Source organism: Mameliella sp. CS4, from assembly GCF_019392335.1.
Classification (GTDB): Bacteria; Pseudomonadota; Alphaproteobacteria; order Rhodobacterales; family Rhodobacteraceae; genus Antarctobacter.
Genome location: NZ_JAHXRQ010000011.1, coordinates 33,923 through 60,338 on the forward strand (window position 1 = coordinate 33,923; position 26,416 = coordinate 60,338).

Annotated in this window: 25 protein-coding genes; 16 read left to right on the plus strand and 9 right to left on the minus strand. The window is 63.9% G+C overall.

The annotated features are described in order from the left end of the window. Window positions 1–49 precede the first annotated feature (49 nt). The 4 genes from ptsP to KZZ07_RS14425 all read left to right on the plus strand — a co-directional run bounded on the left by ptsP (window position 50) and on the right by KZZ07_RS14425 (window position 4,541). Window positions 50–2,290: a phosphoenolpyruvate--protein phosphotransferase gene (gene ptsP / locus KZZ07_RS14410; protein ID WP_219515048.1), complete on the plus strand. Its 2,241-nt coding sequence runs from the start codon at window positions 50–52 to the stop codon at window positions 2,288–2,290. Window positions 2,291–2,485: 195 nt separating this feature from the next. Next, complete coding sequence (locus KZZ07_RS14415; RefSeq protein WP_219515050.1) at window positions 2,486–2,818, plus strand: c-type cytochrome; 333 nt, start codon at window positions 2,486–2,488, stop codon at window positions 2,816–2,818. A 2-nt stretch (window positions 2,819–2,820) separates the two neighbouring features. Further along, window positions 2,821–4,119, plus strand: coding sequence for a multicopper oxidase family protein (locus KZZ07_RS14420; RefSeq protein ID WP_255564362.1), 1,299 nt, complete (start codon window positions 2,821–2,823; stop codon window positions 4,117–4,119). Next, window positions 4,101–4,541, plus strand: a complete 441-nt coding sequence (locus tag KZZ07_RS14425; RefSeq protein ID WP_255564363.1) for a c-type cytochrome — start codon at window positions 4,101–4,103, stop codon at window positions 4,539–4,541. Before KZZ07_RS14420 ends, KZZ07_RS14425 begins: the two co-directional genes overlap by 19 nt. A 254-nt stretch (window positions 4,542–4,795) precedes the next feature. Here KZZ07_RS14425 and KZZ07_RS14430 read toward each other — a convergent pair whose 3' ends face one another. Both KZZ07_RS14430 and KZZ07_RS14435 read right to left on the minus strand, forming a co-directional pair. Beyond that, a complete protein-coding gene (locus KZZ07_RS14430; protein WP_370631171.1) occupies window positions 4,796–5,560 on the minus strand; it encodes an EcsC family protein in 765 nt (254 codons plus the stop codon). Between the two features lie 50 nt (window positions 5,561–5,610). Next, a complete protein-coding gene (locus tag KZZ07_RS14435) occupies window positions 5,611–6,096 on the minus strand; it encodes a GNAT family N-acetyltransferase (RefSeq protein ID WP_219515054.1) in 486 nt (161 codons plus the stop codon). An 83-nt stretch (window positions 6,097–6,179) separates the two neighbouring features. Between KZZ07_RS14435 and KZZ07_RS14440 the strand changes: the two genes are divergently transcribed. Continuing rightward, entirely contained in the window at window positions 6,180–6,785 is a 606-nt protein-coding gene (locus KZZ07_RS14440) for a flavin reductase family protein (RefSeq protein ID WP_219515056.1), read from the plus strand. Between the two features lie 302 nt (window positions 6,786–7,087). Here KZZ07_RS14440 and KZZ07_RS14445 read toward each other — a convergent pair whose 3' ends face one another. Next, window positions 7,088–7,957 carry a LysR family transcriptional regulator gene (locus KZZ07_RS14445; RefSeq protein ID WP_219515058.1) on the minus strand — a complete coding sequence of 290 codons (870 nt, stop codon included), beginning with the start codon at window positions 7,955–7,957 and terminating at the stop codon, window positions 7,088–7,090. Between the two features lie 97 nt (window positions 7,958–8,054). Here KZZ07_RS14445 and tmpA point away from each other — a divergent pair, with 97 nt between their 5' ends. The 4 genes from tmpA (at window position 8,055) to KZZ07_RS14465 (ending at window position 11,742) form a co-directional block, all read left to right on the plus strand. Further along, entirely contained in the window at window positions 8,055–9,203 is a 1,149-nt protein-coding gene (tmpA, locus tag KZZ07_RS14450; protein WP_219515060.1) for a 2-trimethylaminoethylphosphonate dioxygenase, read from the plus strand. Continuing rightward, on the plus strand, window positions 9,200–9,793 hold the full coding sequence (gene tmpB / locus KZZ07_RS14455; RefSeq protein ID WP_219515062.1) for a (R)-1-hydroxy-2-trimethylaminoethylphosphonate oxygenase: 594 nt from the start codon (window positions 9,200–9,202) through the stop codon (window positions 9,791–9,793). The genes tmpA and tmpB overlap by 4 nt, the downstream gene beginning before the upstream one ends. Next, complete coding sequence (locus tag KZZ07_RS14460) at window positions 9,790–10,635, plus strand: alkaline phosphatase family protein (RefSeq protein WP_219515064.1); 846 nt, start codon at window positions 9,790–9,792, stop codon at window positions 10,633–10,635. Before tmpB ends, KZZ07_RS14460 begins: the two co-directional genes overlap by 4 nt. 432 nt (window positions 10,636–11,067) lie before the next feature. Beyond that, window positions 11,068–11,742 carry a CatB-related O-acetyltransferase gene (locus KZZ07_RS14465; protein WP_370631172.1) on the plus strand — a complete coding sequence of 225 codons (675 nt, stop codon included), beginning with the start codon at window positions 11,068–11,070 and terminating at the stop codon, window positions 11,740–11,742. Between the two features lie 111 nt (window positions 11,743–11,853). Here KZZ07_RS14465 and KZZ07_RS14470 read toward each other — a convergent pair whose 3' ends face one another. Then, window positions 11,854–13,488 (minus strand): SulP family inorganic anion transporter, encoded by a 1,635-nt coding sequence (locus KZZ07_RS14470; protein WP_219515067.1) that lies wholly within the window; start codon window positions 13,486–13,488, stop codon window positions 11,854–11,856. Window positions 13,489–13,767: 279 nt separating this feature from the next. On the opposite strand from KZZ07_RS14470, the gene KZZ07_RS14475 reads away from it, so the two are divergent. The 4 genes from KZZ07_RS14475 to KZZ07_RS14490 all read left to right on the plus strand — a co-directional run bounded on the left by KZZ07_RS14475 (window position 13,768) and on the right by KZZ07_RS14490 (window position 16,583). Further along, complete coding sequence (locus tag KZZ07_RS14475; RefSeq protein ID WP_219515068.1) at window positions 13,768–14,649, plus strand: S-methyl-5'-thioadenosine phosphorylase; 882 nt, start codon at window positions 13,768–13,770, stop codon at window positions 14,647–14,649. A 9-nt stretch (window positions 14,650–14,658) separates the two neighbouring features. After that, on the plus strand, window positions 14,659–15,336 hold the full coding sequence (locus KZZ07_RS14480; protein ID WP_219515070.1) for a DUF2927 domain-containing protein: 678 nt from the start codon (window positions 14,659–14,661) through the stop codon (window positions 15,334–15,336). A 4-nt stretch (window positions 15,337–15,340) separates the two neighbouring features. After that, a complete protein-coding gene (locus tag KZZ07_RS14485) occupies window positions 15,341–15,961 on the plus strand; it encodes a LysE family translocator (protein WP_219515072.1) in 621 nt (206 codons plus the stop codon). Window positions 15,962–16,043: 82 nt separating this feature from the next. After that, complete coding sequence (locus tag KZZ07_RS14490) at window positions 16,044–16,583, plus strand: adenine phosphoribosyltransferase (RefSeq protein WP_219515074.1); 540 nt, start codon at window positions 16,044–16,046, stop codon at window positions 16,581–16,583. A gap of 160 nt (window positions 16,584–16,743) precedes the next feature. Here the strand turns inward: KZZ07_RS14490 and phaZ are convergent, their stop codons facing one another. After that, entirely contained in the window at window positions 16,744–18,024 is a 1,281-nt protein-coding gene (gene phaZ, locus KZZ07_RS14495; RefSeq protein WP_219515077.1) for a polyhydroxyalkanoate depolymerase, read from the minus strand. Between the two features lie 131 nt (window positions 18,025–18,155). Here phaZ and KZZ07_RS14500 point away from each other — a divergent pair, with 131 nt between their 5' ends. The 3 genes from KZZ07_RS14500 to KZZ07_RS14510 all read left to right on the plus strand — a co-directional run bounded on the left by KZZ07_RS14500 (window position 18,156) and on the right by KZZ07_RS14510 (window position 21,263). Continuing rightward, window positions 18,156–19,958, plus strand: coding sequence for a PHA/PHB synthase family protein (locus KZZ07_RS14500; RefSeq protein ID WP_219515080.1), 1,803 nt, complete (start codon window positions 18,156–18,158; stop codon window positions 19,956–19,958). A 124-nt stretch (window positions 19,959–20,082) separates the two neighbouring features. Then, the gene (locus KZZ07_RS14505) at window positions 20,083–20,532 is read left to right on the plus strand and encodes a phasin, PhaP (protein WP_219515083.1); all 450 of its coding nucleotides are present in this window, start codon (window positions 20,083–20,085) and stop codon (window positions 20,530–20,532) included. A 263-nt stretch (window positions 20,533–20,795) separates the two neighbouring features. Continuing rightward, entirely contained in the window at window positions 20,796–21,263 is a 468-nt protein-coding gene (locus KZZ07_RS14510) for a phasin, PhaP (RefSeq protein WP_219515084.1), read from the plus strand. A 163-nt stretch (window positions 21,264–21,426) separates the two neighbouring features. On the opposite strand, the gene KZZ07_RS14515 is transcribed toward KZZ07_RS14510, so the two are convergent. From KZZ07_RS14515 to topA, 4 genes are all read right to left on the minus strand, one after another. Next, entirely contained in the window at window positions 21,427–22,050 is a 624-nt protein-coding gene (locus KZZ07_RS14515; protein ID WP_219515087.1) for a 3-oxoacid CoA-transferase subunit B, read from the minus strand. Continuing rightward, window positions 22,050–22,754, minus strand: a complete 705-nt coding sequence (locus tag KZZ07_RS14520; protein ID WP_219515089.1) for a CoA transferase subunit A — start codon at window positions 22,752–22,754, stop codon at window positions 22,050–22,052. Before KZZ07_RS14520 ends, KZZ07_RS14515 begins: the two co-directional genes overlap by 1 nt. A 117-nt stretch (window positions 22,755–22,871) precedes the next feature. Continuing rightward, window positions 22,872–23,438: a L,D-transpeptidase gene (locus KZZ07_RS14525; protein WP_219515091.1), complete on the minus strand. Its 567-nt coding sequence runs from the start codon at window positions 23,436–23,438 to the stop codon at window positions 22,872–22,874. 86 nt (window positions 23,439–23,524) lie between these two features. Continuing rightward, window positions 23,525–26,233 carry a type I DNA topoisomerase gene (gene topA, locus KZZ07_RS14530; RefSeq protein ID WP_219515093.1) on the minus strand — a complete coding sequence of 903 codons (2,709 nt, stop codon included), beginning with the start codon at window positions 26,231–26,233 and terminating at the stop codon, window positions 23,525–23,527. Window positions 26,234–26,416: the final 183 nt, after the last annotated feature.

Consider the following 26,416-nt stretch of genomic DNA (forward strand, 5'->3'; position numbering starts at 1 on the left):
GCTCTATTGCTCCGGATCGCATCCACCGGAGAGGCGCGGGAAGACATCCATGCCGACAAATACCGAATCGGAAAGCCGCAAGCTTCTTGGCCGGCTTCGCGACACGATGGCCGAGGATGCCGCCGGACAGGCGCGCCTGGACAAGATCACCCACCTGACGGCCGACAGCATCGGGACAGAGGTCTGCTCGATCTACCTCTTCCGCGACAGTGAAACGCTGGAACTCTGTGCCACCCAGGGCCTCAAGGAAGAGGCCGTGCACCAGACCCGGATGAAACTGGGCGAGGGCCTGGTGGGCCGCGTCGCCGCCACCGGCAAGACGATCAATGCCGCGGATGCTCCCTCGGCCCGCGGGTTCCGCTACATGCCCGAAACCGGCGAAGAGATCTATTCCAGCTTCCTCGGCGTGCCGATCCAGCGGCTCGGCTCCAAGCTGGGGGTGCTGGTCGTCCAGTCCAAGCAGGCCCGCGAATTCACCTCGGACGAGGTCTACGCGCTCGAAGTGGTGGCGATGGTCCTGGCCGAGATGACCGAACTGGGCGCCTTCGTCGGCGAGGGCGCGGCGCTCAAGGCGCGCCACACCCAACCGCTGCTGTTCCGGGGCGGCACCGGGCAGGAAGGCAGCGCCATGGGCAATGCCTGGCTGCACGAACCCCGCGTCGTCGTCACCAACCCGGTGGCCGACGACCCTGACAGCGAATTGCAGCGCCTGCACGATGCGGTGGACCAGCTGCGCGTCTCGGTCGACGAGATGCTGGCCGGCGCCGCTGGCGAGGGCGAACACGCCCAGGTGCTGGAAACCTACCGCATGTTCGCCAATTCCAAGGGCTGGATGCGCCGCATGGAAGAGGACATCGCCCGTGGCCTCTCGGCCGAGGCGGCGGTGGAAAAGGAACAGTCCACGGCCCGCGCCCGCATGGCGCAGATCAACGACACCTACCTGCGCGACCGGCTGCACGATCTCGACGACCTGTCGAACCGGCTGTTGCGCATCCTCACCGGCCAAGGCGCCCAGACTGGCGCCGAACTGCCCGAAAACCCGATCCTGATCGCCCGCAACATCGGCCCCGGCGAACTGCTGGAATACAACCGCAAGCTCAAGGGCGTGGTGCTGGAGGAAGGCTCTGTCGGCAGCCATGCCGCCATCGTCGCCCGCGCCCTGGCGATCCCGCTGGTGATCCATGTCGACCGCATCACCAACGAGGCGCTGAACGGCGACCAGATCCTGGTCGACGGCGACCAGGGCATCGTGCACCTGCGCCCGGACGAAACCGTGGTCAGCGCCTTTCGCGACAAGATGGCCATGCAGGCCAAGGCGCAGGAACGCTATTCCTCGATCCGCGACACAGACTGCGTTTCTGCCGACGGGGTGCGCGTGCACCTGCACATGAACGCCGGTCTCATGGCCGACCTGCCCTCGCTGACCGGCTCCGGCGCCGAAGGGGTGGGCCTGTTCCGGACAGAGCTGCAGTTCCTCGTCCGCAACAAGATGCCCAAACGCACCGAACTGGTCGATATCTACGCCAAGGTGCTGGACGCCGCCCAGGGCAAGCGCGTGATCTTCCGCACGCTCGACATCGGGTCGGACAAGGTGCTGCCCTACATGAAATCGCTGGACGAGCCCAACCCGGCGCTTGGCTGGCGCGCGATCCGGGTGGCGCTGGACCGTCCCGGCGTGATGCGGATGCAGTTGCAGGCGCTGGTGCGCGCCGCCAATGGCCGTCCTCTGTCGATCATGTTCCCCTTCATCGCCCAGTACGAGGAATATGCCCGCGCCCGCGACGAGGTGGACAAGGTGCTGGCCCGCGAACGCCGTCTGGGACACCCGGTGCCGGAAAAGCTCGAGGTCGGGGCCATGTTGGAAACCCCCAGCCTGGCCTTTGCCTCGCGGCGGTTCTTCGAAGAGGTCGAATTCCTGTCCATCGGCGGCAACGACCTGAAACAGTTCTTCTTTGCCGCGGACCGCGAAAACGAGCTGGTCCGCCGCCGCTACGACACGCTGAACGTCTCCTTCCTGACCTTTCTCGAAGACATCGTGGACCGCTGCGAGAGCACGGGCACACCGCTCAGTTTCTGCGGCGAGGATGCAGGCCGCCCGATCGAGGCGCTGGTGCTGGCGGCCATCGGTCTGCGCTCGCTCTCGATGCGTCCCGCCTCTGTCGGTCCGGTGAAGTCGCTCTTGATGCGCTATTCGCTGAAAGAGGTGCGCGACGTGATCGAGGAATCAAAGATGCGCGGCGAACAATCGGTACGGCAGGCCGTCATGGAGTACCTGCGCGACAATTCCTGATCGCAGAATTCTCACGCCGAGTTGCGCGGCAACGCATTGACAGGCGCCACCCGCGCTTCAATTCTTCGCCGACAAGAAAGACCAAGGGACAGATATGCGCAAACAGATCATCACCGGCCTCTTCATTCTGGCCGGCGCCGCCGCCTTCGCCCACTCGGGCGTGCAAAACCGACCGTCCTGGCCCGTATGGAGGCGATGAAATCCATCGGCGACGCGATGAAGGTGCTGGGCAGCATGGCCAAGGGACAGGCCGATTTCGACGCTGGCGCCGCGCAAACCGCTGCCGCCGCCATCGCGCGCCATTCCGCCAAGACCCCGGCGCTGTTCGAGGCGCGCGAAACCGATCCCAAGTCCGAGGCCAAGCCCGCGATCTGGGCTGATTTCGCCGATTTCACCGCCAAGGCGGATGCGCTGGAAAGCGCCGCACTTGAGATTTCCGAAACCCTGACGACCCCGGATGAGCTTGTGCCCTCCGTCCAGCGTCTGGGCCAGGCCTGCAAGGCCTGCCACAGCCTTTACCGGGAATGACCATGTCGCTCAGCCGCCGCCAGTTCCTTGGCACTACTCTGGCCGCCACCGCCCTGCCCCGCATGGCCTGGGCCGCGCCACATCCCCTTCGGGCCGAACCCGTGGTCTCGCAGATCCTCGACGCCGGAGAGGGTCAGACGGCAGGCTACGGCTTCAACGGCTCGACCCCCGGCCCGGAACTGCGCCTGCGCGCCGGAGAGCGCCTGACCGTCGCCTTTGACAACAGCCTGCCCGAGCCAACGACAGTCCACTGGCACGGCATTCGGATCGAAAATGCAATGGACGGCGTGCCCGGCCTGACCCAGGACCCGGTCGCCGCCGGGGACCGGTTCGACTATGACTTCGTCACGCCTGACGCGGGCACCTACTGGTATCACTCGCATCACCAAAGCTGGGAACAGGTGGCGCGCGGCCTTTACGGCGCGCTCATCGTCGAAGAGGCCACACCCCCGGACGTCGATCACGACATCACCGTGATCCTCGATGACTGGCGGCTGGAACGCTCGGGCGCGCTGGCGGGCGATTTCGGCAACATGCATGATTTCGCCCATGCCGGGCGGCTGGGCAATTTCGCCAAGGCGCTCCTTCCGGATGTCACGGTGAACCGGGGCCAGCGTGTCCGCCTGCGCATCATCAACACCGCCACTGCGCGCGTCTTTCCGCTAGCGCTCGAGGGGATCGAGGGCCGGATCGTGGCGCTGGATGGCCGCCCCCTGCCTGCGCCGCGCGCCCTGGACGAGATGCTGTTGGCCCCGGCGCAGCGGATCGACGTGATCGGCGACGTGACGGACGCGGTGCGCTTTCTCTTTCCAACCCCGGAAGAGGCCTTTGAAATGGGACGGCTGAACCCGGGCCAGGACCCGGCGACACCGCGTGAGACACCCGTCACCGCCTTGCCGGACGCGCACCGCCCACGGCCCTCCGCCGACGCCCGCGCCCTCACCCTGCGCATGCAGGGCGGCGCGATGGGCGGGCGCCACGCGGGTGATGACATCTGGTCCTTCAACGGGGTCTCGGGCCTGCCCGACGCCCCCTGGGCCCGCATCGACCGGGGAGAGACAGCACGGCTGACGCTGGTCAACGACACCGCCTTCCCGCATGGCATCCACCTGCACGGGCACCACTTCCACGAGGTGAACGCCGATGGCACAACCGGCGACCTGCGCGACACGACCCTGCTGATGCGCGGCGAGACGCGAGAGATCCTCGTGGTCTTCGACAACCCGGGCAAATGGCTCCTGCATTGTCACATGCTGGGGCACCAGGCCTCGGGGATGAAAACATGGGTCGAGGTCGCCTGATGCGCGTGCTGGCCCTCTCCCTTCTGCCCCTGCCCGCGCTGGCGGGTCACGAACTCGACGGGCGCGACATCGCCGCCGGGCAGGCGATCCATGCCGAGAAGTGCGCCACATGCCACGGTGCCAAGCTGCAGGGCCAGCCCGACTGGCAGACCCCGGACGATCAGGGCATCTATCCCGCGCCTCCGCATGACGAGACCGGCCATACCTGGCACCATTCCAACGCCGATCTCTTCGACTATACAAAACGCGGCGGGCAGGCGATTGTGGCCGATCTGGGCCTCAAGAACTTTACCAGCGGGATGCCCGGATTCGGCGATACGCTTACGGATGAGGAAATCTGGCAGGTGCTGGCCTATATCCGCGCGACCTGGCCGGACCGCATCCGCGAGATCCACGCCAGCCGCAATCCCCCGCACGACTGACCGGGCGGCCGGGCCCGGGAAACACCCATGAAAAAACCCGGTCACAGCCTTCGGCATGTGACCGGGTTCCAGGACTGTCTACACGAGTTCGCCCCTACCGTTCTGGCCAGAGCGCCGCCCGCGCGTTCTGCGCGGATGGAGACCCTATCCCCTGTGCTTTTGGCGCGGCCTTCGGCGAAGCCGGGCCTTTCGTGGGACGGGCGCTTCGTTCCGGGGCTTTCCGCCCCGGTACGACTCACTTACCCCGATTAAGCCTAATTCCGCGTTAACCGCGGTTCCGACATCTGCTTTTTCAGCTCGGCCACAAGGTCCTCGCGCGGCAGACCGGACCGGTCCGCCAGCGCCAGCAGGCCGAAATGCACATGCGCCATCTGCTGATAATAGCTGGTATAGGCGTAATTCGTGGCCGCCCCCGCCACGGCCCCCAGCACCGGCACCGTCTGCGCCGCCAGTTTCTGGCCCATCGCGATGGAAAGTTTCGGCGCGATTCGCGCGATCAGGCTGTGTACCGCCGCCCCCGTCACCGTGACCCGTGCCGCCAGGAAACCCATATCGGCGCCGTCATCCTCTTCCAGCGGGCCTGCCACGGCAAAGACCGTCAGGCATTCGCGCGCCACCGCCGGGTCATTGGGGTCGAACCCATGTTCCGCCGCGATCCCCTGGATCGCGCGCAAGAGCACCGTCACCGTGACCGGCAGTTCCGCCAGTGCCGTGGGCAAGCCACCCGATCCGCCCGCCGCGCCCATGGCCGTGGCCAGCGCCGTGTTCAGCCAGCCTTTCTGGTCCGGCACCATGCCGCGCGAGTGTTGCGCCGCCTGCATCGCCACCGTCAGCGCCCGGCGCGTCGCCTCTTCCAGCCGGTCCTTGGCATGGTCCGGCAGCCGTTCCAGCAGGTTCCCGGCCTGCCCGCCGATCAGCGACAGCACCTGCATCCCGATGGAGCCGGCCTCGTCGTAACGCTTTGCAAGGGCGGCAATTTCCGCCTCGTGATACCGCACCGGCAATGTCGTCTCAGTCACATCCAGGCCCTCCTCGATCCTCACAAAGATGGGATCAGACGGGCCCGCGATCAAGCCGCGCGCGTCACCGGGCCCGCGACACCCGCCCAGGCATCGGGCACCAGCGCCAGCCCCAGAACCCGGTCCGGGTTGGTCGGCGGCGGCATCTCGACCCCTTCCAGGCGCCGGAAGCCGAAGCGCCCGTAATAGGGCGCGTCGCCCACCAGCAGCACCCGCGCAAAGCCCAGTTCCGCGGCCCGCGCCACCGTGTCCCGGATCAGCGCCGCGCCCAGCCCCTCGCCCTGGGCAATGGGGTGCACCGCGACCGGCCCCAGCAGCAAGGCGTCACAGGCCCCGACGCGCACCGGCCAAAAGCGGATCGCCCCGCCGATGGTGCCATTCTCGTCCCGGGCCACGCGGCACAGCGGCGCCACCGGCGCCACATCCTCGCGCAGGCGGTAAGAGGACAGCGCCGTGCGCCCCGGCGCAAAGGCCAGGTCGAAGAGGGCTTCGACCTCCCACCAGTCATCCTCTGTTTCCTGTGCAAGCGTGAACACCAGCCCTGCCCCCTGCCCCCGTGCATTCCGGCGCAAGGCCGCGTATCACGCGTCAAACCCACGCGCAAACAGGAGCGACACCCTTGTTCTATCGTCCCGAGGATGGCCACGGCCTGCCGCACAACCCGTTCAACGCCATCGTGACACCCCGCCCCATCGGCTGGATTTCGACCCGGGGGACCGACGGGCACGACAATCTGGCGCCCTATTCCTTTTTCAACGCGGTCGCCTATGTCCCGCCACAGGTCATGTTCTCCTCGACCTCGGCCAAGGAGGATCGCGGCGACACCAAGGACAGCGTCGCCCAGATCCGCGAAACCGGTGTCTTCTGCGTCAACATCGTGGAATACGAAATGCGCGACGCGATGAACGCCACCTCCGCCTTCTTCGGCAAGGATGTCGACGAATTCGCCGAGGCGGGCCTCGAAAAGGCGGAATGCGAGACCATCGCCTGTTCCCGCGTCGCGGCGGCGCCCGCCAACCTGGAATGCAAGCTGACCCAGATCGTGCAACTGCCCGGAAAGGCGAATTTCGCTGTCTTTGGAGAGGTGACCGGCGTGCACATCCGCGACAACTGCCTGGTCGACGGCATCTTCGACGTGCTGACCTTCAACCCGCTCAGCCGGATGGGCTATCGCGACTACACCGTCGTGCGCGAGAAATTCGAACTGAGGCGCCCAGGAGAGTGACGGCGCAGCCCCGCGCTGGCCGCCTTGGAAAGCGGGTTCGGATACCGCGCAACAGCGCCGGGCGCTGAACGGCTTTTTACGGGGAGCGAGCTTTTCACCCTCATGTCCGCTCCCCGACAGCGGTCATCCTCCTGTGGTGCGGCGAAAGCTGGCAAAGAGCCCATCTTGCAGGATTGCTGCACCATGCACGGATGTCTGCTCAGTATTGGAAGACACAGCGGCTTGTCACGACGTCGGACCAATTAACACATTTGAACGCGCGTCTGTTCCGCAAGCATCTTTTTCAATCATAGGGCCCGTGATCAAAGATAACCTTCTTCTTTCTGCCAGACGCTTTCGGCGATTGTTGTCCAAGTCTGGCGGGATACGGCCTTTGGGCCGGCGAGGAGCCAATAGCTTTCGTGATGGGCAAGCGATCGCTCGTCGAGACGGACAAGCGTTCCTTCCTCGAGCGCACCGGCACAAAGGGGTAGCGATGCGAGAGCTACTCCCAGCCCCGCCTTTGCCGCGGTCAGAGCAGAGAGTTGGGTGTCAAAGCGCAGATGTGGCACGGGTGTCGTCGGAATGCCGAAGGCCGCTGCCCAGGCAGGCCAGCCCGGGCGGGCTCCGGCGCAGGCAATCCGCGGCAAACTGGTCCAGGGGTCGGCGCGTTCCGCGAGGGAGGGTGCCGCGACGGGGGCCAGTTCTTCGGCGTACAGGCAGGCCTTGTAAGGATGCGGCCAATCCCCTGTGCCGTAGCGGATGCGGATCACGTCGTCGAGCGGCGCCTCATGTGCGCCCAGGACAAGCGTCCGAATTGAAATCTCGGCCCCCGTCACGGCCTGTAGCTGGCCCAGCCGCGGCATCAGCCACAGCTCGATCAACGACTGGCTGGCCGATATCGTCAGCCGTTTGTGCCCCGCGCCGAACACCGCCTCTGTGCTGTCACGCAACCCGTCAAGCGCATGGCGCACATGGGGAAGCCACGCCTCGCCTTCGACGGTCAGAGCGATGGCGCGCGCTTTGCGGTTGAACAGTCTGACGCCAAGATGCTGCTCGAGTTGACCGATCCGCTGGCTGACCGCCGCCTGTGTCAGGCCAACCTCTCCTGCGGCAGCGGTGAAACTGCCAAGACGGGCGGCTGCCTCGAATGCACGTATCCATTCGAGCGGAGGAAGGTGGCTTCCATTCATAAGTCAATCCATGCCTCATGTCGGCTTTTCCTAATTTGCGTTTATGCAAGGTCTGCGCAAGACTCCAGCGCAACAGACATTTTCAAAGGGGCTCAACATGCCGTCCGTCACAGTCGATCAAACCGGAGCGTTTCTCACTCTCGAAACGTGTTCGGGGCCTCTGCGCTTCCACGCAATATGGCTTCGGGACAATGCGCAGGATTCCGAGACCCGCGCGGCAGGCAGCGGCCAGCGGTTGATTGCCCTGCGGGACATCCCCGCCGATACCCGGATCGAGGCGGCAAAGATCATGGGGGCGGGATCGCTGGACGTGCGCTTTGCCCCTGAGAATAAGAGCGTCTCGTTCGATCTGTCTTGGCTTGAAGCGCATGCGTACGATCATGCGGTACCCGCGCGACGTGGCTGGCTTGAAGACGGGGTGGAGACCTGGGACGCGGGCCTCATGGCAGAGGTGCCCTGCGGTGATTTTGCGGCGCTGCAACACGGCGGCACCGCCTTGCACGACTGGCTGGGCCAGATCATGCGCTATGGCTTTGCCAAGGTGGTGAATGCGCCCGCCGCCCCCGGCACGCTTTTCGACATCGTGGGTCTGTTCGGCCACGTGCGCGAGACGAACTACGGGCGGCACTTCGAAGTTCGGACCGAAGTCAATCCTTCGAACCTCGCCTTCACTGGTTTGGCTCTGCAAGCCCACACGGATAACCCATACCGCGATCCCGTGCCGACGGTGCAGGTGCTGCATTGCCTCGTAAGCTCCGCTGCCGGAGGCGAGAACATGGTGGTCGATGGCTTCGCCGCCGCGCTGCGTCTGCGGACCGAAGATCCTGAGGGCTTCGACCTTCTGGCCAATCATTGTGCGCGCTTCGAATATGCAGGCGAAGATGGCGTTTGCCTGACCTCTCGTCGTCCGATGATCGAACTGGCACCAGACGGCGCGCTGATCGGGGTCCGCTTCAACAACCGGTCCTGCGCTGCGATCACCGACGTGCCGTTCGAGCTGATGGCAGACTACTATGCAGCCTATCGCCGCTTGAGCGAGATCATCGATGACACGGCAATGGAGGTGACGTTCCGGCTGAATCCCGGCGAGGCCTTCGTCGTCGACAACACCCGCGTCCTGCATGCACGCAAGGGATACTCGGGCGAGGGCACGCGCTGGTTACAGGGCTGCTACGCCGATATGGACGGGTTGCGGTCGACCTATGATGCAATGGCGCGTTCGGCAGCCCTGGAGGCGGCGGAATGAACCCAGAAATAAACGCGTTGAACCGTGACACGATTGTCGACTTCATCGGGTCGATCTTTGATCGACGCGGCGGAGAGGAATACCTCGGCGAGCCGGTGACGATGGGCGAGCACATGCTGCAAGGCGCAACCATCGCCGAACAGAACGGCCAGTCCGAGGAAATCATCGTCGCTGCCCTGCTGCATGACATCGGCCATTTCACCAGCGAATTCGGCACCTTCACGATGGGCGACACCGAGGACCGCCATCATGAGGACGCAGGCGCCGAGGTGCTGGAGCGGTTCTTCCCGAAGGTGATCACAGATTGCTGCCGCTATCACGTTGCCGCCAAACGCTATCTTTGTGCGACACGGCCCGAATATTTCAAACGATTGTCCGAGGCGTCGATCCATTCCCTGAACCTTCAGGGCGGCGCCATGAGCCCGGACGAAGTGGCCGCGTTCGAGAAGAACCCCAATCTGGAGACAATTATCGCCGTGCGCTATCTTGATGAGGCGGGCAAGCGCCCGGATATGGAAACGCCGGACTACTGGCATTTTGCGCCGATGGTGCAACGGCAGGTCGACAGGCACAGCAAGGTCAACGCATGAGCCGTGTTCTGCTCGTCATCATGGACGGGGCTGGCTACGACGCGGCCCTGTCCGAATGCGGCTGGCTGGAAGGCGCGGTGACACTGGGGCAGGCACGCCGGTGGAAGATGCGCACCGCGCTGCCCAGCCTTTCAGGCCCCATGTACGAGACCATTCACACCGGCCTCTGGCCGCATCAGCATGGGATCGTTTCCAATGACGGGATGCGCGCATCCTCCTCACCCAACGTGTTTTCACTGACCCGCGTGGCCGGCAAGCGCACGGGCGCGGTGGCGCAATCCTACTTTCACAAGCTCTATGTCGGACAAAAGTGGGATCCGTTGCGCTCCATCGAGCATCTGGATGAGACGGCGGATATCCAGGCCGCCCGGTTCTATTCGATGGAGGGCTACGGCCCGATGAACGCCTGTTCCCCCGCCGAAATCGATCTTTGCGCTCAGGCGACGCTGATGATGGAACGGTATGCGCCCGACTACATGCTGCTGCACACCTGCTCGGCCGATACGCTGGGACATACGTTTGGCGGTGACAGCAAAGAATATCGCCGCCAGATCTGGCACATCGACAATGCTCTGTCGCGATCGATCCCGGTGTGGCGCGACTTGGGCTATGATGTCATCGTCACCGCCGACCACGGTATGACATCCGACCACTGGCACGGCGGCACGGCACCGGCGGCAACGGAGGTTCCCTTCTATCTGTTTTCTGACGCAGAAGCCCCAGAAGAGGGAGAGGAGCTGTCCCAACTGGGCATCGCCGCCTCGGTTCTGGCTCTCATCGGTGTCCCGCCAGCGGAGGGTATGGGCGACGCTTTTCTCACGCCACGACCACATGCCAAGTGACTTTCCAGACTTGTTACGACCAAATTTATTTTGCCCCCCTTTCGATAAGACCAGCGGAGCTCGTCGCATGTTGCGTAGGTTTTTTCGGCAAACGCGGCAAACATCCGATGCTCGCCGTTGCAGCTTTTCACCGCGACCACAAAGCTCTAACAGCGGACATTGAGGCAACTGAGCCGAACAGTAACAAAGTCCCGCACATCGCTCGCTTGTGCGATCAAGCGCGAAGGTCCGCTCTGACGAGCCGGGTCGTGACGTGCGGTGTCCGCTTCGGGCTGCAACCGTCCGCCCGGCATGCCCTCCATGCGGATCCGCATGGCGCGCCCTCTCGCATTCCGACCACCGATATGCTATGCGGACCGCTCAACAATGGAGGCCCCGATGGACCAGCACCTTTGAACCCCTGACATTTTCCCAGAGTTCAAAGGAGGCATCATGCCTGATCCATCCATGCCGGGTCCTTCCATGCCCGCGCCCGACGCGGCCTTTCCCATCATCCTGCCCGACGGCAATCCGCATCGCGGCACGGTCTTTCTGAAAAACGTGATCGACCACCCGCGGCTCGAGGTCGGCGACTACACCTATGCTTCGGACTTCGACCCGCCTCAGGACTGGGCGGCACGTCTGGCCCCCTACCTGTTTCCCTTCAGCCAGGAAACGCTGCGCATCGGCAAGTATTGCCAGATCGCCCACGGGGTCCGCTTTATCGGCAGTTCGGCCAATCACGCGACGGACGGGCTGACCACCTTTCCCTTTGCGGTCTTCGACCCGTCGACCATGCTGGGCTACCAGCCCGACAGCCGCGACACGGTGATCGGACATGACGTCTGGCTGGGCTATGGCGCAATGGTCCTGCCCGGCGCACGGATCGGCAATGGCGTCATCGTCGGTGCGGGCGCCGTGGTGCGCGGCACGATCCCGGATTACGCCGTCGTCACCGGCAACCCCGCGCAGGTGGTCAAGATGCGGTTTGCCCCGCAAGAGATCGAGACGCTCAACGCGCTGGGTTGGTGGGACTGGCCGCCGGACCTGGTCGCCCGGGCACGTCCAGCGCTCGAGGCCGGCGACGTCTCTGCATTGCAGCAAATGGCACCGGCCGGGGCCACCTGAATGCGAAAAGGGCGCCCTTTCGCGGGCGCCCTTACCGAATTCTTACCGGTTTGTACAAAATGCTGAAATCGGCGTACGTTTTGTACAAAACGTACACGACGACGCCCGGTCTCAATGCCCTCCCAGGACACCCGTGCGAACGTGGTAATCGACCGCCAGCTCGTAATCCGGGTCGTCGTCACTATCGACCATCAGGTGCCCGGCCTTGTTCAACAGCTTGTGGCAATCCCGGCTCAGGTGACGCAACTTGATCCGCTTTCCGGCGTCCTCGTACTTGCCCGCGACCGCCTCGATCGCCTGCAAGGCCGACTGGTCGACCACCCGGCTTTCGTTGAAATCCACGATCACCACGTCCGGGTCGTTCTCGACGTCAAACAGTTCCATGAACCCGTCGCTGGAGCCAAAGAACAACGGCCCCTGGATCTCGTAGACCTTGGCACCGAGGTCGGTGTGGGATTCCCGTGTCTTGGCATGGATGCGCCGCGCGTTGTTCCAGGCATAGGCCAGGGCCGAGACGATCACGCCGACGACAACCGCGACGGCAAGGTCTTCCATCACCGTGACGACCGTCACCAACAGGATGACAAAGGCGTCCATCAGCGGAACTTTCCTGAGAATTGTCAAAGAGTTCCAGGCGAATGTCCCGATCACCACCATGAACATCACGCCCACCAGCGCGGCCAGCGGGATCAGTTCGATCAACGGCGCGGCAAAGAGGATGAAGATCAGCAGAAAGAGCGCCGCCGCGATCCCCGCGATCCGCGTCCGCGCCCCGGATTTCACGTTGATCATCGACTGGCCGATCATCGCACAGCCGCCCATGCCGCCGAAAAAGCCGGTCAACACATTGGCCGCGCCCTGGGCGATACACTCCTGGCTGGCGCCGCCGCGCTTGCCCGTGATCTCGCCCACGAGGTTCAGGGTCAGCAGCGATTCAATCAGCCCGATGGCGGCCAGGATCACCGCATAAGGCAGAATGATTTCAAGCGTTTCCAGGTTCAGGGGCACAGAGGGAATGTGGAAGGGCGGCAAGCCCCCCTGGATCGAGGCCAGGTCGCCCACGCGCGGCACATCCAGCCCGAAGCCGATCACCAGCGCGGCCACGACAAAGATCCCCACCAACGGCGCGGGGACAACCTTGCTGATCTTCGGCATGACCCAGATGATCGCCATGGTCAGCACCGTCAGCCCCAGCATCAGGTACAGCGGCATCCCCGAGAGCCATTCGCCCCCGCCCATGCCGTGGCCGGTATTTTCCATTGTTCCCGGGACCTTGAACTGGCCCAACTGGGCCAGGAAGATCACGATGGCCAGACCGTTCACAAAGCCCAGCATGACCGGGTGCGGCACCAGCCGGATGAACTTGCCCCATTGCAGCACCCCGGCGACCACCTGCAAGATGCCCATCAGGACGACGGTCGCGAACAGGTATTCAACCCCATGCTGCGCCACCAGCGCCACCATGACCACCGCCAGCGCCCCGGTCGCGCCAGAGATCATGCCCGGCCGCCCGCCGATCAACGCCGTCACCAGCCCCACGAGGAAGGCCGCGTAAAGCCCGACCAGCGGGTGTACCCCGGCGACAAAGGCAAAGGCCACCGCCTCGGGCACCAGCGCCAGCGCCACGGTCAGGCCCGCCAAGAGCTCGATCCGCCAACGGCCCGCCGTCAGCTTCTCGTCAGGCATCAGGGACAGGTCGGGCAATTCCACACGGTTGGCGAAACGCGCCAAAAGGGCTTTTTTCATCGGGGATCCTTTCCTGGGCGCAGCATCGAGCGGCCTGTGGCCGCTAACGCCGCATCGCAGCATGTTCGCGATTCACGGCCTAATAGCGGAAGCTGGCCAAAGATGCACGGAATACTTCCGTATCCGCCCCTCCGGCGCGCGGGTATCCCACAGAGGCAACACCGACGGGATTGTATCACGAAACCCCGCTCAGGCGCTTGCCCTCGGACACGCATCGGGCACACTTCGAGCAAAGCGAAACACCGGGCGCCGGGACGCCACGCGAGGACGGGAATTGACATGACGAATACGATGATCGCCGTGATCGGCGGATCGGGCATCTATGACATCGACGGGCTGCAAGGCGCGGCATGGCAGGCGGTGGACAGCCCCTGGGGCACCCCCTCGGACGAGATCCTGACCGGCACGCTGGACGGGGTGAAGATGGCGTTCCTGCCACGGCACGGTCGGGGCCACGTCCACGGACCGACCACCGTCCCCTATCGCGCCAACATAGACGCGCTGAAACGCATCGGCGTGACCGACGTGATTTCCGTCTCCGCCTGCGGCTCGTTCCGCGAAGAGATGGCGCCGGGCGATTTCGTTGTCGTGGACCAATTCATCGACCGCACCTTCGGGCGTGAAAAATCCTTCTTCGGCACCGGCTGCGTCGCCCATGTGTCGGTCGCCCATCCCACCTGCCCGCGCCTGGGCGATGCCTGTTTCACCGCCGCGCAGGACGCCGGGATCACCGTGCACAAGGGCGGCACCTACCTGGCGATGGAAGGACCGCAGTTCTCGACCCTGGCGGAATCGAAAATGTACCGCGAAAGCTGGGGCTGTGACGTGATCGGCATGACCAACATGCCCGAGGCCAAGCTCGCCCGCGAAGCCGAGCTTTGCTACGCCTCCATCGCGATGGTCACAGACTACGACAGCTGGCATCCCGACCACGGCGAGGTCGACATCATGGACATCATCAAGACCCTGACCGGCAACGCCGACAAGGGCCGCGAGATGGTCCGCCGCCTGCCCGCCCTGCTAGGCGCCGAACGCGCGCCCTGCCCGCATGGATGCGACCGGGCGCTGGAATACGCCATGCTCACCGCCCCCGAAAAACGCGATCCCGCGCTTCTGGCCAAGCTCGACGCGGTCGCGGGCCGGATGCTGGGCGGAAACTGACGCCCGGCGATGCTGCGATCTGCCCTCTTCTGCCTGGCACTTGCCCTGCCCTGCGCCGCCTCGGGGGCGGTGGACTATGTCGAAACCGACGGCCCGCTCAGCGACGAGGATTTCTACCGTCTCGTCGCCTGCGCGGCCCCCCCGGGCGAGGCCTGCCGCAAGGACATGGTGCACTGGCCCACCGACCGCCCCCTGCGGGTGCAGGTCGCACGGATCGACCGCGCCTTCCTGGGCGGGCGGCAGAAACGCGCCCGTGCCGCGCTGAAACGCGCAATCCAGTACATCAACCGCGCCGGTGCCGGGATTTCGCTCCGTGAGGTCTCCGCGGACGCCGAGGCGGACATCCGGATCTATCTGGTCGATACGGACGGCTCCACGCCGATCAGCGGCACCGGGATCAAGGGCGTGGACGGCATGACCGTCACCGGCGCGCGGGTCATCGTCTGGTCTCGCAGCGACACACATGTGATCCAGCGCGCGCGCATCATCTTCGGCACGCGGCTGGACATCCGCCACTACGAATCCGCCATGATCGAGGAGCTGACCCAGGCCCTGGGCCTGTTGACGGATATCCGCAATCCCGCTTATCTCGGCAGGTCGATCTTTTCGCAGGATGACAACCAGTCCAAGGATCTCGGTCCGCAGGATCTCAAGGCCCTGCGCCGGCATTATCCGCCACGGGAGTAACCTCATGGAGCTTCAGCTCTGGCTGGCCTTCGTCGCCGCCTCCACCGCCCTCCTGCTGATCCCCGGCCCCACGGTGCTGCTGGTCCTGTCCTATGCGCTCAGCAAGGGCCGGTCGGTGGCCATTGCCTCTGCCGCGGGTGTCGCGAGCGGGGATTTCATCGCCATGAGCCTGTCGCTGGCGGGTCTCGGTGCGCTGATCGCCGCCTCGGCGACGCTGTTCACGGTGCTGAAATGGGTCGGCGCGGCCTATCTCATCTGGCTGGGGATCAAGCTGATCCGCTCTGCCCCGGGTGAGGGGCTGGCCCTGCCCGACAGTGGCGTGACCGCGCGCGGTGTCTACGCCCACAATCTTGCCGTGACCGCGCTGAACCCGAAAAGCATCGCCTTCTTCATCGCCTTCGTGCCGCAGTTCGTCACCCCCGAGGCGCCGCTCCTGCCGCAGTTCGCGATCCTGGTGGCGACCTTCGTCACCCTGGCCGCAATCAACGCGCTCGCCTATGCACTGGCGGCGGACCGGCTGCGGCGCATGATCCAGCGCCCTTCGATCCTGGCCTGGCTGACCCGTGCGGGCGGTGCGACGCTGATCGGGATGGGCGTGCTGACGGCAACACTGCGCCGCACCTGACACGGGTCCTGCGGGCAGAAGGCTTGCACAGGCGGCCGCTCCCGCGCTACCGCAGTCTGGCGTTTCAACCGGGGACCGTTCCATGCCGCGCAAGACAGAGATCAAGGACTACATCCGGACCATCGTCGATTTCCCGCACGAGGGGATCATGTTCCGGGATGTCACCACGCTGTTTGCGGATCCGCGCGGCTTTCGCATGGCCATCGACCAGCTCCTGCACCCCTATGCCGGGGTCCGCTTCGACAAGGTCGTGGGGCTGGAGGCGCGCGGCTTCATCCTCGGCGGCGCCGTGGCGCATCAACTCTCCGCCGGTTTCGTGCCGATCCGCAAGAAGGGCAAGCTGCCCGGCGCAGTCATCTCCGAGGACTACCAGCTGGAATATGGCGAAGCCGTGGTCGAGATCCACGACGACGCGATCGAGGCGGGCGAAAAGGTGCTGCTGGTCGATGATCTGCTGGCCACCGGCGGCACGGCCGAGGCCGGGATCAAGCTGGTCGAACGGCTGGGCGGCGAGATCATCGGCTGCGCCTTCGTGATCGACCTGCCCGACCTGGGCGGCCGCAAGCGGCTCGAGGCGATGGACATGGACGTGCACGCCCTCTGCGCCTTCGAAGGCCTCTGACACCGGGCGCCCCAACAGGTTTCTTTGGGCCGAAAATACCTCCGGGGGAGCGCCGCAGGCGCGGGGGCAGAGCCCCCTGCCGGAGAACGGCGCGCGTGCCGCGCAAGGACGACAGGAAAAGCGCGCGCCCGCAGGCGCGCACAATTGGATCACGGATCGGTCAGCGGTGATCGGCCAGGTTCACGGGCACGGCTGCGGGGCCTTTCGACTGCCCCGAATTGGCATCGATGAATTCCAGCACCAGCGGACGGATGTTGTTGCGCCAGCTCTTGCCGGCAAAGATACCGTAGTGCCCCGCCCCCGGCTCCAGGTGGCTGGCCTTCTTCTCGTCCGGCAGGCCGGTGCAGAGATCCAGTGCGGCCACGCATTGGCCGGGCGCCGAAATATCGTCCTTCGCGCCCTCGACGGTCTTGACCGCGACACTGGTGATCTTGCCGATGTCCACCTTGTGCCCGTCCACCACGAATTCATTCTTGGCGATTTCGCCCTTTTTGAAGATCCGCTCGACCGTCGAGAGATAGAACTCCGCCGGCATGTCCATGACCGCCAGGTATTCGTCGTAGAACCGGTTGTGCGCGTCATGGTCCGAGGCCTCGCCCCGGGCCACGCGGACGATCTGGTCACGGAAGGCGGCGGAGTGCCGGTCGGCGTTCATCGACATGAAAGAGGCCAGTTGCAACAGGCCCGGATAGACCATCCGCCCCACGCCCTTGCACTTGAAGCCCACGCGCTGGATCATCGTCTCTTCCAGCTGGCCCATCGTCACCCGCGCGCCGAAATCGGTCACATCGGTGGGGGTGGCATCGGGGTCGATCGGCCCGCCGATCAGGGTCAGGGTGCGCGGCTGCGCCTCCGGATCCAGCTCGGCCAGATAGGCCGTGGCCGCCAGGGTCAGCGGCGCCGGCTGGCACACGGCGATGACATGCGTGTCGGGACCCATGTGCCGCATGAAGTCCATCAGGTAGAGCGTGTAGTCCTCGATATCGAACTTGCCCGCCGAGACCGGGATGTCGCGCGCATTGTGCCAGTCCGTGACATAGACTTCGCAATTCACGATAAGCGACTTGACGGTCGAGCGGAGCAGTGTGGCATAGTGGCCCGACATGGGCGCGACCAGCAGGATCTTCCGCGGCTGTTCCTCGCGCCCGGAGACGTTGAAATGGATCAGGTTGCCAAAGGGTTTTTCCACCACGGTGGCGACGTCGACGAGGTGATCCTTGCCGTCCTCGCAGGTGAACGTGCGGATCCCCCAGTCGGGCTTGACCACCATGCGCTCAAAAGTGCGTTCCGTCACGGCACCCCATGCCGCCATCCACTCCAGCGCGGGGTTGGGAAAAGCCGAGAAAAGCGGGTAAGAGGCCATCGTCCGCGCCGTCGCCCCCATCCAGGCGTTGGTGTTGCGGATGCTTTCCATCAAATCATACGTCGCCATGTAGCGCACGACAGCACTCCTTTTGTTTCGCGGGGTCAGCGGCTAGCCGCGCACCCAGGCCCGAGCCAATTCGTCGCTTTGCCCCCCGAAACCCACGACGGTATTTCTGCAGTTGCGAAGGATAGGGGGATTTGTTTCCAATGACAACAAACGAGGTTGCCGCAGGCGAAAGCCGTGCGCGGCTAGAGGAGAACCTTGAACGCGTCGAGGAACTGAGCAAGCGACTTGTCTCGGCCCTGACCCGACGCCATCCGACGCCGCAGGCGCTGAACGGCCCCGACCACGCGCTTTATACCAAGGCCGCCCAGGCCTACATGCAGGAGTGGATGACCAACCCGGCCAAGCTGATCGAACAGCAGGTCAGTTTCTGGGGCAAGACCGTCACCACCTTTGTCGAAGCGCAGCAACAGCTTGCGCGCGGCAAGCTGAGCGCCCCGGAAAACCCCGGCGCCCCGGACAAGCGGTTCAAGAACCCGCTGTGGGACAGCCATCCCTATTTCAACTACGTCAAGCAGCAGTACCTCATAAACGCCAACGCCATCCGCGATGCCATCGACGCGATCGAGGACATGGACGAAAAGGAAAAGCGGCGCCTGCGCTATTTCAGCCAGCAGATCGTCGACATGTTCGCGCCGACCAATTTCCTGGCCACCAACCCCGATGCCTTGATGAAGGCGGTCGAAACCGAGGGCGAAAGCCTGGTGCGCGGGCTGGAAAACCTGGTCAGCGACCTTGAGGCCAACAACGGCGAACTTGTGGTGCGGCTGGCCGATGACAGCGCCTTCGAGATCGGCGAGAACATCGCCACCGCCCAGGGTGAGGTGATCTATCGCAACCGGATGATGGAGATCATCCAGTACAGCCCGACGACCGAACAGGTCTACGACACCCCTGTCGTGCTGTTTCCGCCCTGGATCAACAAGTTCTACATCCTTGACCTGAAGCCGCAGAACAGCCTGATCCGCTGGGTCGTCGACCAGGGCTATACCCTGTTCGTGGTCAGCTGGATCAACCCGGACGGCAAGTACCGCGACGTGGGACTCGAGGAATATGTCGATGAGGGGTTCCTCAAGGCGATCGAGGTCACAAAGGAGATCTGCGGGACCGAAAAGGTCAACGCTGTCGGCTATTGCATCGCCGGAACGACGCTCAGCCTGACGCTGTCGCTGATGAAGAAACGCGGCGACAAATCGGTGAAATCGGCCACCTTCTTTACCGCGTTGACCGATTTCAGCGACCAGGGGGAATTCACGCCCTTCCTGCAAGACGATTTCGCCGACGGGATCGAACAGGAGATCGACCAGGAAGGCATCCTGCCGTCCTTCATCATGGCGCGCACCTTTTCCTTCCTGCGCTCGAACGACCTGATCTACGGCCCCGCGATTCGATCCTACATGATGGGGGAAACGCCACCTGCCTTCGATCTGCTTTACTGGAACGGCGATGGCGCCAATCTGCCGGGGCGGATGTTCAGCCAGTACCTGCGCGGGCTCTGCCAGCGCAACGAATTCGCCGAGGGCACATTTGAGATGTTCGGGGAAAAGCTGAGCGTCAAGGACGTGGACGTGCCACTGATGTCCATCGCCGCCGAGACCGATCACATTGCCGCGGCGCGCGACGTCTATCGCGGCGTGCAGATGATGGGATCGCGGTCCAAGCAGTTCGTCGTCGGCCAGTCCGGCCATATCGCCGGCATCGTCAATCCGCCGTCAAAGGGCAAATACGGTCACTACGTCAACGACGACCTCACGGGCGATTACGACACCTGGAGAGAGGCCGCCGAGTTCCACGAGGGCTCTTGGTGGCCGCACTGGGAAGGCTGGCTGCGCAAGCGGTCGGGCAAGAAGGTCCCCGCGCGTGAGCCTGGCGATTCGGGCTACGCGCCGCTGGCGCCCGCCCCGGGCACCTATGTAAAGCTGAAGGCGGCCCAGCAAAACCAGTGACTTGTCAGTGACATGCTGCGGCGCAGAAATTTTCCTTGAAATGCCGCGTCGCAGCATGCATATTCCAGTCAGTTGCTGAACGACGGGGCGGGCCCGGGGCAGCAAAAGACAAGGATTGACTGAGATGGCACAGACCCAGGACATCACCGCGATGATGAAAGAGATGATGGGCGCATTCCCCGTGGACACGAAAGCCATGGAAGACGCGTTCAAAACCACCGCGACCATGAATGAAAAGCTGTCGGCGGTTGCTCTGGAAGCCGCCGGTAAGTCGACCGAGCTGTCGGCCACCTGGACCAAAGACACCCTGTCCAAACTGGCAGACATGTCGAAAGCCAAGGCAGAGCCGGCCGACTACGCAAAAGCGATCACCGATTTCGCATCGGGTCAGGCCGAAGTGGCAGCCGAGAACATGGCCGCCTTCGCCGAGATCGCCAAGAAAGTTCAGATGGACACCGTCGAGCTGCTGATGGCAGCCGGCAAGGACTTCTCCGAGGACGCGACCGCGGCCGTAAAGAAGGCCACTGACGAGATGACCGCGACCGCCAAGAAGGCAACCGCCGCGGCCAAGTAATCGGTTTCGACCGAAAGATTTTGCGCCCTCTCCTCCCAAATTTGGCGCAATATCCTGGGGCAGGATCTTCGGATCCTGCCCCTTTTTCTTTGCCTGACAGGAACTTGCCATTTGCCTATTTATGCCTGCGACAGGGGGTGCGACATAATTTTTGCTGCAGCGCAGCAGAAAAATCTTGAAATGCTGCGATGCAGCATCCATCTTTGGGTCAGTGAACACAGACCGCCGGAAACGGCGCAACATTGAAAGAAGGATCAAGACAGATGGCAAAGACCGACGATATCACCGCGATGATGAAAGAGATGATGGGCGCATTCCCCATGGACACCAAAGCCATGGATGACGCCTTCAAGACCACTGCGACCCTGAGCGAGAAGCTGTCCGGCGTCGCGCTGGAAGCCGCCAAGAAATCAACCGAACTGTCGGCCAGCTGGACCAAAGACACCTTGTCCAAGATGACCGAGATGTCGAAAGCCAAGGCAGAGCCGGCCGACTACGCCAAGTCGATGACCGATTTCGCATCCGCTCAGGCAGAGATCGCAGCAGAAAACACCTCGGCCTTCGCCGAGATCGCCAAGAAGGTCCAGATGGACACCGTCGAGCTGCTGATGGCTGCTGGCAAGGATTATTCCGAGGACGCCTCCGCGGCGGTCAAGAAGGCCACCGACGAGATGACGGCGACCGCCAACAAGGCGACGACCACCGCCAAGAAGGCCGCAACGGCCAAGTAATTCGGTTTAGACCGGACGGGAATTGCGCCTTTCCTCCCACACAGGCGCAAGGACCTGGGGCAGGATCTTCGGATCCTGCCCTTTTCTTTTGGTCCGCATGGCCGAAACGAAAAAGGGCGCGACCCGGCGTGTCGCGCCCTTCGATCCGAGATCTTTCCGGGGATCAGACGAGGGTTGCCTCGGTCGCGGCGCGCAGCTCTTCCTCGGTCACGCCCTCGGCGCATTCGACGATTTTCAAACCGCCTTCAACCACGTCGAGAACGCCCAGGTTGGTGATGATCCGGTCGACCACGCCCTTGCCCGTCAGGGGCAACGTGCATTCCTTGAGCAGCTTCGAGTCACCGTGCTTGTTGGTGTGGTCCATCACCACGACCACCTTCTCGACACCGGCCACGAGATCCATCGCGCCGCCCATGCCCTTGACCAGCTTGCCCGGGATCATCCAGTTCGCCAGGTCGCCATTCTCGGCCACTTCCATCGCGCCCAGAATCGCCGCCGCGATCTTGCCGCCGCGGATCATGCCAAAGGACATGGCGCTGTCAAAATAGGATGTCCGCGCCAGTTCCGTGATGGTCTGCTTGCCGGCGTTGATCAGGTCCGGGTCCTCTTCGCCCTCGAAAGGAAACGGCCCCATGCCCAGCATGCCGTTTTCCGATTGTAGCGTGATGTCCTTGTCGCCCACGTAGTTGGCGACCAGCGTCGGGATACCGATCCCGAGGTTCACGTACATGCCGTCTTCGAGTTCCTGAGCCGCGCGCGCGGCCATCTGGTTACGATCCCAGGGCATTACGCTTCCTCCCGCTTGCGGACGGTCCGCTGTTCGATCCGTTTCTCATGCTCGCCCTGGATGATCCGGTGCACGTAGATGCCCGGCAGGTGAATGTGATCGGGGTCGAGCGAGCCGCGCGGCACGATTTCCTCGACCTCGACCACGCAGACCTTGCCGCACATCGCCGCCGGCGGGTTGAAATTCCGCGCCGTCTTGCGGAACACGAGGTTCCCGGTGTCGTCCGCCTTCCAGGCCTTCACGATCGACAGATCGGCAAAGATGCCTTCCTCAAGGATATAGTGCTCACCGTTGAAGACCTTGACTTCCTTGCCTTCACCGATCTGCGTGCCGTAGCCGGTCTTGGTGTAGAAGCCCGGGATGCCAGAGCCGCCCGCGCGCATCCGCTCGGCCAGGGTGCCCTGCGGATTGAATTCCAGCTCCAGTTCGCCGGACAGATACTGGCGCATGAACTCGGCGTTTTCGCCCACGTAAGAGGACATCATCTTCTTGATCTGCTTGGTGTCGAGCAGCTTGCCCAGGCCGAACCCGTCGACGCCGGCGTTGTTCGATGCAACCGTCAGATCCTTCACGTCGCTCTCGACGATCGCGTCGATCAGAAGTTCAGGGATGCCGCAGAGGCCAAAGCCCCCGGCGGCAATCAACATGCCGTCTTGTAGAAGACCGTCCAGCGCCTCAGCCGCCGAACCGTAGACCTTTTTCATGGGACTCCCCCTGTTCACCTGAATTGGCGCAAGTTGTCGCCGCTCTGCAGCAAAGAGTCAACGCGGGCACGCCGCCCTGGACGCGCCCGCGAGATATAGGAGACGACCTAAAGGGTATCAGATCAGGCGAACCTGTGTGCCGATCGGGGTGATCTCGTACAGTTCGGCGATCTTTTCATTGTAGAGACCGATGCAGCCATCCGACGACGGGCGCCCGATCTTGCGCGTGTCGTGGGTGCCGTGGATCAGGTAGGCGGGCCAGTCGAAATACATCGCATGCGTGCCAAGGGGATTGTCCGGAGCGCCCCCTTTGACCGGGCGCCAATCCGGGAAACGTTCCATCTGCGACGCGGTCGGCGTCCAGGACGGCGCCTCCTTTTTGCGCACGATCTTGGTGTATCCGCGTTTCGTCAGTTCGTCGGTCTTGGGAACCGAGGTCGGGTAGACGCGATAGTCGCTGCCGTCCGCGTTCCAGTAGTGCAGCGCCCGGCTGGCGGTATCGCAGACGATGCAGCCAACGCCCAGGTCGTCGAAGTGATCACGCCAGTCCTGGCTCGAAAAGCTCGAGATATTGCGCCGCACGCCAGTCGACTCCTGGCGCACCTCGGCCCGGGCCCGTGCCGGGACGATCAGCGCCGCGCCGCCCGCGATCAGCAGGCCGCGGCGGGACAGTCCGTTGTTCATGATGCTCTCCTTGCCTGTATTCCAAGGCAAGCCATACCCTTCGCCGCGATGCGGCACCAATCACATCCAGTTGACGAAATGTGTCTTCAGCTCTCGTCGTCCGCGGCCTTTTTCGCAGTGGATTTCTTGGCGGTAGTCTTTTTCGTCGTGCTCTTCTTGGCCGCCGGTTTCTTGGCGGCGGCTTTCTTGGGCGCGGGTTTCTTCTTGCCGCTCTTGGCAGCCTTCTCGTTCACCAGCGCCACAGCCGCATCCAGCGTGATCTCTTTTGGATCGGTGTCCTTGGGCAGGGTCGCATTGACCTTCTCCCACTTGACGTAAGGCCCATAACGCCCTTCGTAGACGCTGAGCGCGCCACCGTCCGGGTGGTCGCCGAGCTCGCGCAGCGGCTTGGCTGCCGCGCCGCGTCCCCGCCCCGGGTTGGCGCGTTTTTCGGCCAGCATTTCCACCGCACGGTTCATGCCGATCTCGAAAACCTCCTGGAATTCCTTGAGGTTGACGTAGACCGGTTTTTCCTCGTCCGGCTTCTGGTGCATGATGAACGGACCAAAGCGGCCCAGGTTCGATTTGACCACGCCGCCTTCTGGGTGCATCCCGATCTCTCGCGGCAGTGTCAGCAGGGTCAGCGCCTTTTCCAGCGTCATTCCATCAGGCTCCCAACCCGGCAGGAACTGGCCGCGTGCCTTGGGCAGCGAGGCCCGCGGCGGCTTCTTGTTCTCGGGGGTGGGTTCGCCGCGCTGGACATAGGGGCCAAAGCGCCCGGCCTTCAGCCAGATCTCGTCCCCCGCGTCTTCACCCAGCAGGCGTTCCTCGCCCTCTGCGCCCTCGCCCGCGATGGGACGGGTATAGGTGCATTCCGGGTAATTGCCACAGCCGACAAACCCGCCGGTGCGCGAGGTCTTGAGGTGCAGTTGCCCCTGCCCGCATTTCGGACAGATGCGCGGATCGCTGCCGTCCTCGCGCGGCGGGTAAAGCTGCGGGGCCAGCGCCTCGTCCAGCACATCCAGCACCTCGGAGATGCGCAGCTCTGAGGTTTCGGCGATGGCCGCGCTGAAGTCGCGCCAGAACTTGGCCAGAAGGTCCTTGTAGTCCTCGTTGCCTGCGGAAACGCTGTCCAGCTCATCCTCGAGCGCGGCGGTGAAATCATATTCGACGTAGCGCTTGAAGAAGTTCAGCAGGAAGATCGTGACGATCCGGCCCTTGTCCTCGGGGATCAGGCGGTTCTGCTCCTTGCGGACGTATTCCCGCTCTTGGATCGTGGTGACGATCGAGGCGTAGGTGGAGGGGCGGCCGATGCCCAGCTCTTCCATCCGCTTGACCAGCGTCGCCTCGGTGTAGCGCGGCGGCGGGTTGGTAAAGCTCTGCGTGGCCAGGGTGGCGCCGTCATCGGACATGACGGCATTGCGCGCGTCACCCACCGCCTTCTCGACTGCCTTGGCATGTTCGCCTTTCAGGGCGCCCGCGTCGAACTTGGCCGCCTCGCCCTGCATGATCTGCGGCAGGCGCTTGTCGTCATCCTCGACCGGCTCGTCGCGCCCTTCTTCGTAGATCTTGAGGAACCCGTCGAAGAGGACCACCTGCCCGGTCGCGCGCAGGCCCACCTGGCCGTCGTCGCTGCCGATCTCGACAGTGGTGCGTTCCAGCCGCGCCGCTTCCATCTGGCAGGCCAGCGTCCGTTTCCAGATCAGGTCATAGAGCTTGCGCTGGTCGGGCTCGGACAGGCGCAGGCTCTCGGCGTCCTTGGTCATGTCCGTGGGCCGGATGCACTCGTGCGCTTCCTGCGCGTTCTTGGCCTTGTTCTTGTACATGCGCGGGCTGTCGGGGACGTAGTTCGCGCCGTAACGATCCTTGATCGCATCGCGCGCCGCCGTCACGGCCTCTGGCGCCATGTCGATGCCGTCGGTCCGCATGTAGGTGATATGCCCGGCCTCATACAGGCGCTGTGCCGCGTTCATCGCCTGGCGCGCGCCCATGCCGAACTTGCGGCTGGCCTCCTGCTGCAGGGTGGAGGTCATGAAAGGCGCGGACGGGTTGCGCGACGTCGGCTTGGCCTCGACCGAAAGGACCTTCAGCGCGCGTTTCTCGATAGCGCTGACGGCCATTTCGGCATCGGTGAGATTGGCCAGGTCGTAACGGTCGAGCTTCTTGCCCGCGAGATTGGTCAGCCGGGCCTCGTAGCTCTGCCCGCGCGGCGTGGTCAGCTGCGCCTTGACCTGCCAGAACTCGCGCGGCTTGAAGGCCTCGATCTCCATCTCGCGCTCGACGATCAGGCGCAGGCAGACCGACTGAACCCGGCCCGCCGAGCGTGCGCCCGGCAGCTTGCGCCACAGAACCGGCGACAGGTTGAACCCTACCAGGTAGTCCAGCGCGCGGCGCGCCAGATAGGCCTCGACCAGCGGCGCGTCGATGTCGCGCGGGTTCTTCATCGCCTCGCTGACCGCCTGCTTGGTGATCGCGTTAAAGGTCACGCGCTCGACCTTGGTTGATTTCTTGATCGACCGGCGCTTGGTCAGCGCCTCTTTCAGGTGCCATGAAATCGCCTCTCCCTCACGGTCGGGGTCGGTGGCGAGGATCAGTTCGTCGTCTGTTTTGAGCGCTTCGGCAATCGCCGCGACGTGTTTTCGCGAATCGTTTGCGATCTCCCATTTCATCGCGAAATCATGATCGGTATCGACCGACCCATCCTTGGGAGGCAGGTCGCGAACATGGCCGTAGGACGCCAGAACGGTGTAGTCGGACCCCAGATACTTGTTGATTGTCTTGGCCTTGGCAGGGGATTCGACGACGACGACGGGCATGGGGTTCTGCTACCTCGTAAAATTTCTTTGAGGCCTTGCGAGGGCCTTGTCTTGAGCCGCGTATGGCGGCGCAAGATGTGGTGCGCAAGGAGGATTTGTCAATCCGGGGCGCCGTGACGCTGGCGATGCCGCTTTCCGCGCCGCTCCGTTTTCGGCTAGATTCACCGCATATCACGGAGAAAG

Bases quoted from the DNA above. Each gene is read 5' to 3' on its own strand.
- ptsP (WP_219515048.1), top strand. From the start codon at position 50: ATGCCGACAAATACCGAATCGGAAAGCCGCAAGCTTCTTGGCCGGCTT.
- KZZ07_RS14415 (WP_219515050.1), top strand. From the start codon at position 2,486: ATGAAATCCATCGGCGACGCGATGAAGGTGCTGGGCAGCATGGCCAAG.
- KZZ07_RS14420 (WP_255564362.1), top strand. From the start codon at position 2,821: ATGTCGCTCAGCCGCCGCCAGTTCCTTGGCACTACTCTGGCCGCCACC.
- KZZ07_RS14425 (WP_255564363.1), top strand. From the start codon at position 4,101: ATGGGTCGAGGTCGCCTGATGCGCGTGCTGGCCCTCTCCCTTCTGCCC.
- KZZ07_RS14445 (WP_219515058.1), bottom strand. From the start codon at position 7,957: ATGAATGGAAGCCACCTTCCTCCGCTCGAATGGATACGTGCATTCGAG.
- tmpA (WP_219515060.1), top strand. From the start codon at position 8,055: ATGCCGTCCGTCACAGTCGATCAAACCGGAGCGTTTCTCACTCTCGAA.
- tmpB (WP_219515062.1), top strand. From the start codon at position 9,200: ATGAACCCAGAAATAAACGCGTTGAACCGTGACACGATTGTCGACTTC.
- KZZ07_RS14460 (WP_219515064.1), top strand. From the start codon at position 9,790: ATGAGCCGTGTTCTGCTCGTCATCATGGACGGGGCTGGCTACGACGCG.
- KZZ07_RS14465 (WP_370631172.1), top strand. From the start codon at position 11,068: ATGCCTGATCCATCCATGCCGGGTCCTTCCATGCCCGCGCCCGACGCG.
- KZZ07_RS14470 (WP_219515067.1), bottom strand. From the start codon at position 13,488: ATGAAAAAAGCCCTTTTGGCGCGTTTCGCCAACCGTGTGGAATTGCCC.
- KZZ07_RS14475 (WP_219515068.1), top strand. From the start codon at position 13,768: ATGACGAATACGATGATCGCCGTGATCGGCGGATCGGGCATCTATGAC.
- KZZ07_RS14480 (WP_219515070.1), top strand. From the start codon at position 14,659: ATGCTGCGATCTGCCCTCTTCTGCCTGGCACTTGCCCTGCCCTGCGCC.
- KZZ07_RS14485 (WP_219515072.1), top strand. From the start codon at position 15,341: ATGGAGCTTCAGCTCTGGCTGGCCTTCGTCGCCGCCTCCACCGCCCTC.
- KZZ07_RS14490 (WP_219515074.1), top strand. From the start codon at position 16,044: ATGCCGCGCAAGACAGAGATCAAGGACTACATCCGGACCATCGTCGAT.
- KZZ07_RS14500 (WP_219515080.1), top strand. From the start codon at position 18,156: ATGACAACAAACGAGGTTGCCGCAGGCGAAAGCCGTGCGCGGCTAGAG.
- KZZ07_RS14505 (WP_219515083.1), top strand. From the start codon at position 20,083: ATGGCACAGACCCAGGACATCACCGCGATGATGAAAGAGATGATGGGC.
- KZZ07_RS14510 (WP_219515084.1), top strand. From the start codon at position 20,796: ATGGCAAAGACCGACGATATCACCGCGATGATGAAAGAGATGATGGGC.
- KZZ07_RS14515 (WP_219515087.1), bottom strand. From the start codon at position 22,050: ATGCCCTGGGATCGTAACCAGATGGCCGCGCGCGCGGCTCAGGAACTC.
- KZZ07_RS14520 (WP_219515089.1), bottom strand. From the start codon at position 22,754: ATGAAAAAGGTCTACGGTTCGGCGGCTGAGGCGCTGGACGGTCTTCTA.
- KZZ07_RS14525 (WP_219515091.1), bottom strand. From the start codon at position 23,438: ATGAACAACGGACTGTCCCGCCGCGGCCTGCTGATCGCGGGCGGCGCG.
- topA (WP_219515093.1), bottom strand. From the start codon at position 26,233: ATGCCCGTCGTCGTCGTCGAATCCCCTGCCAAGGCCAAGACAATCAAC.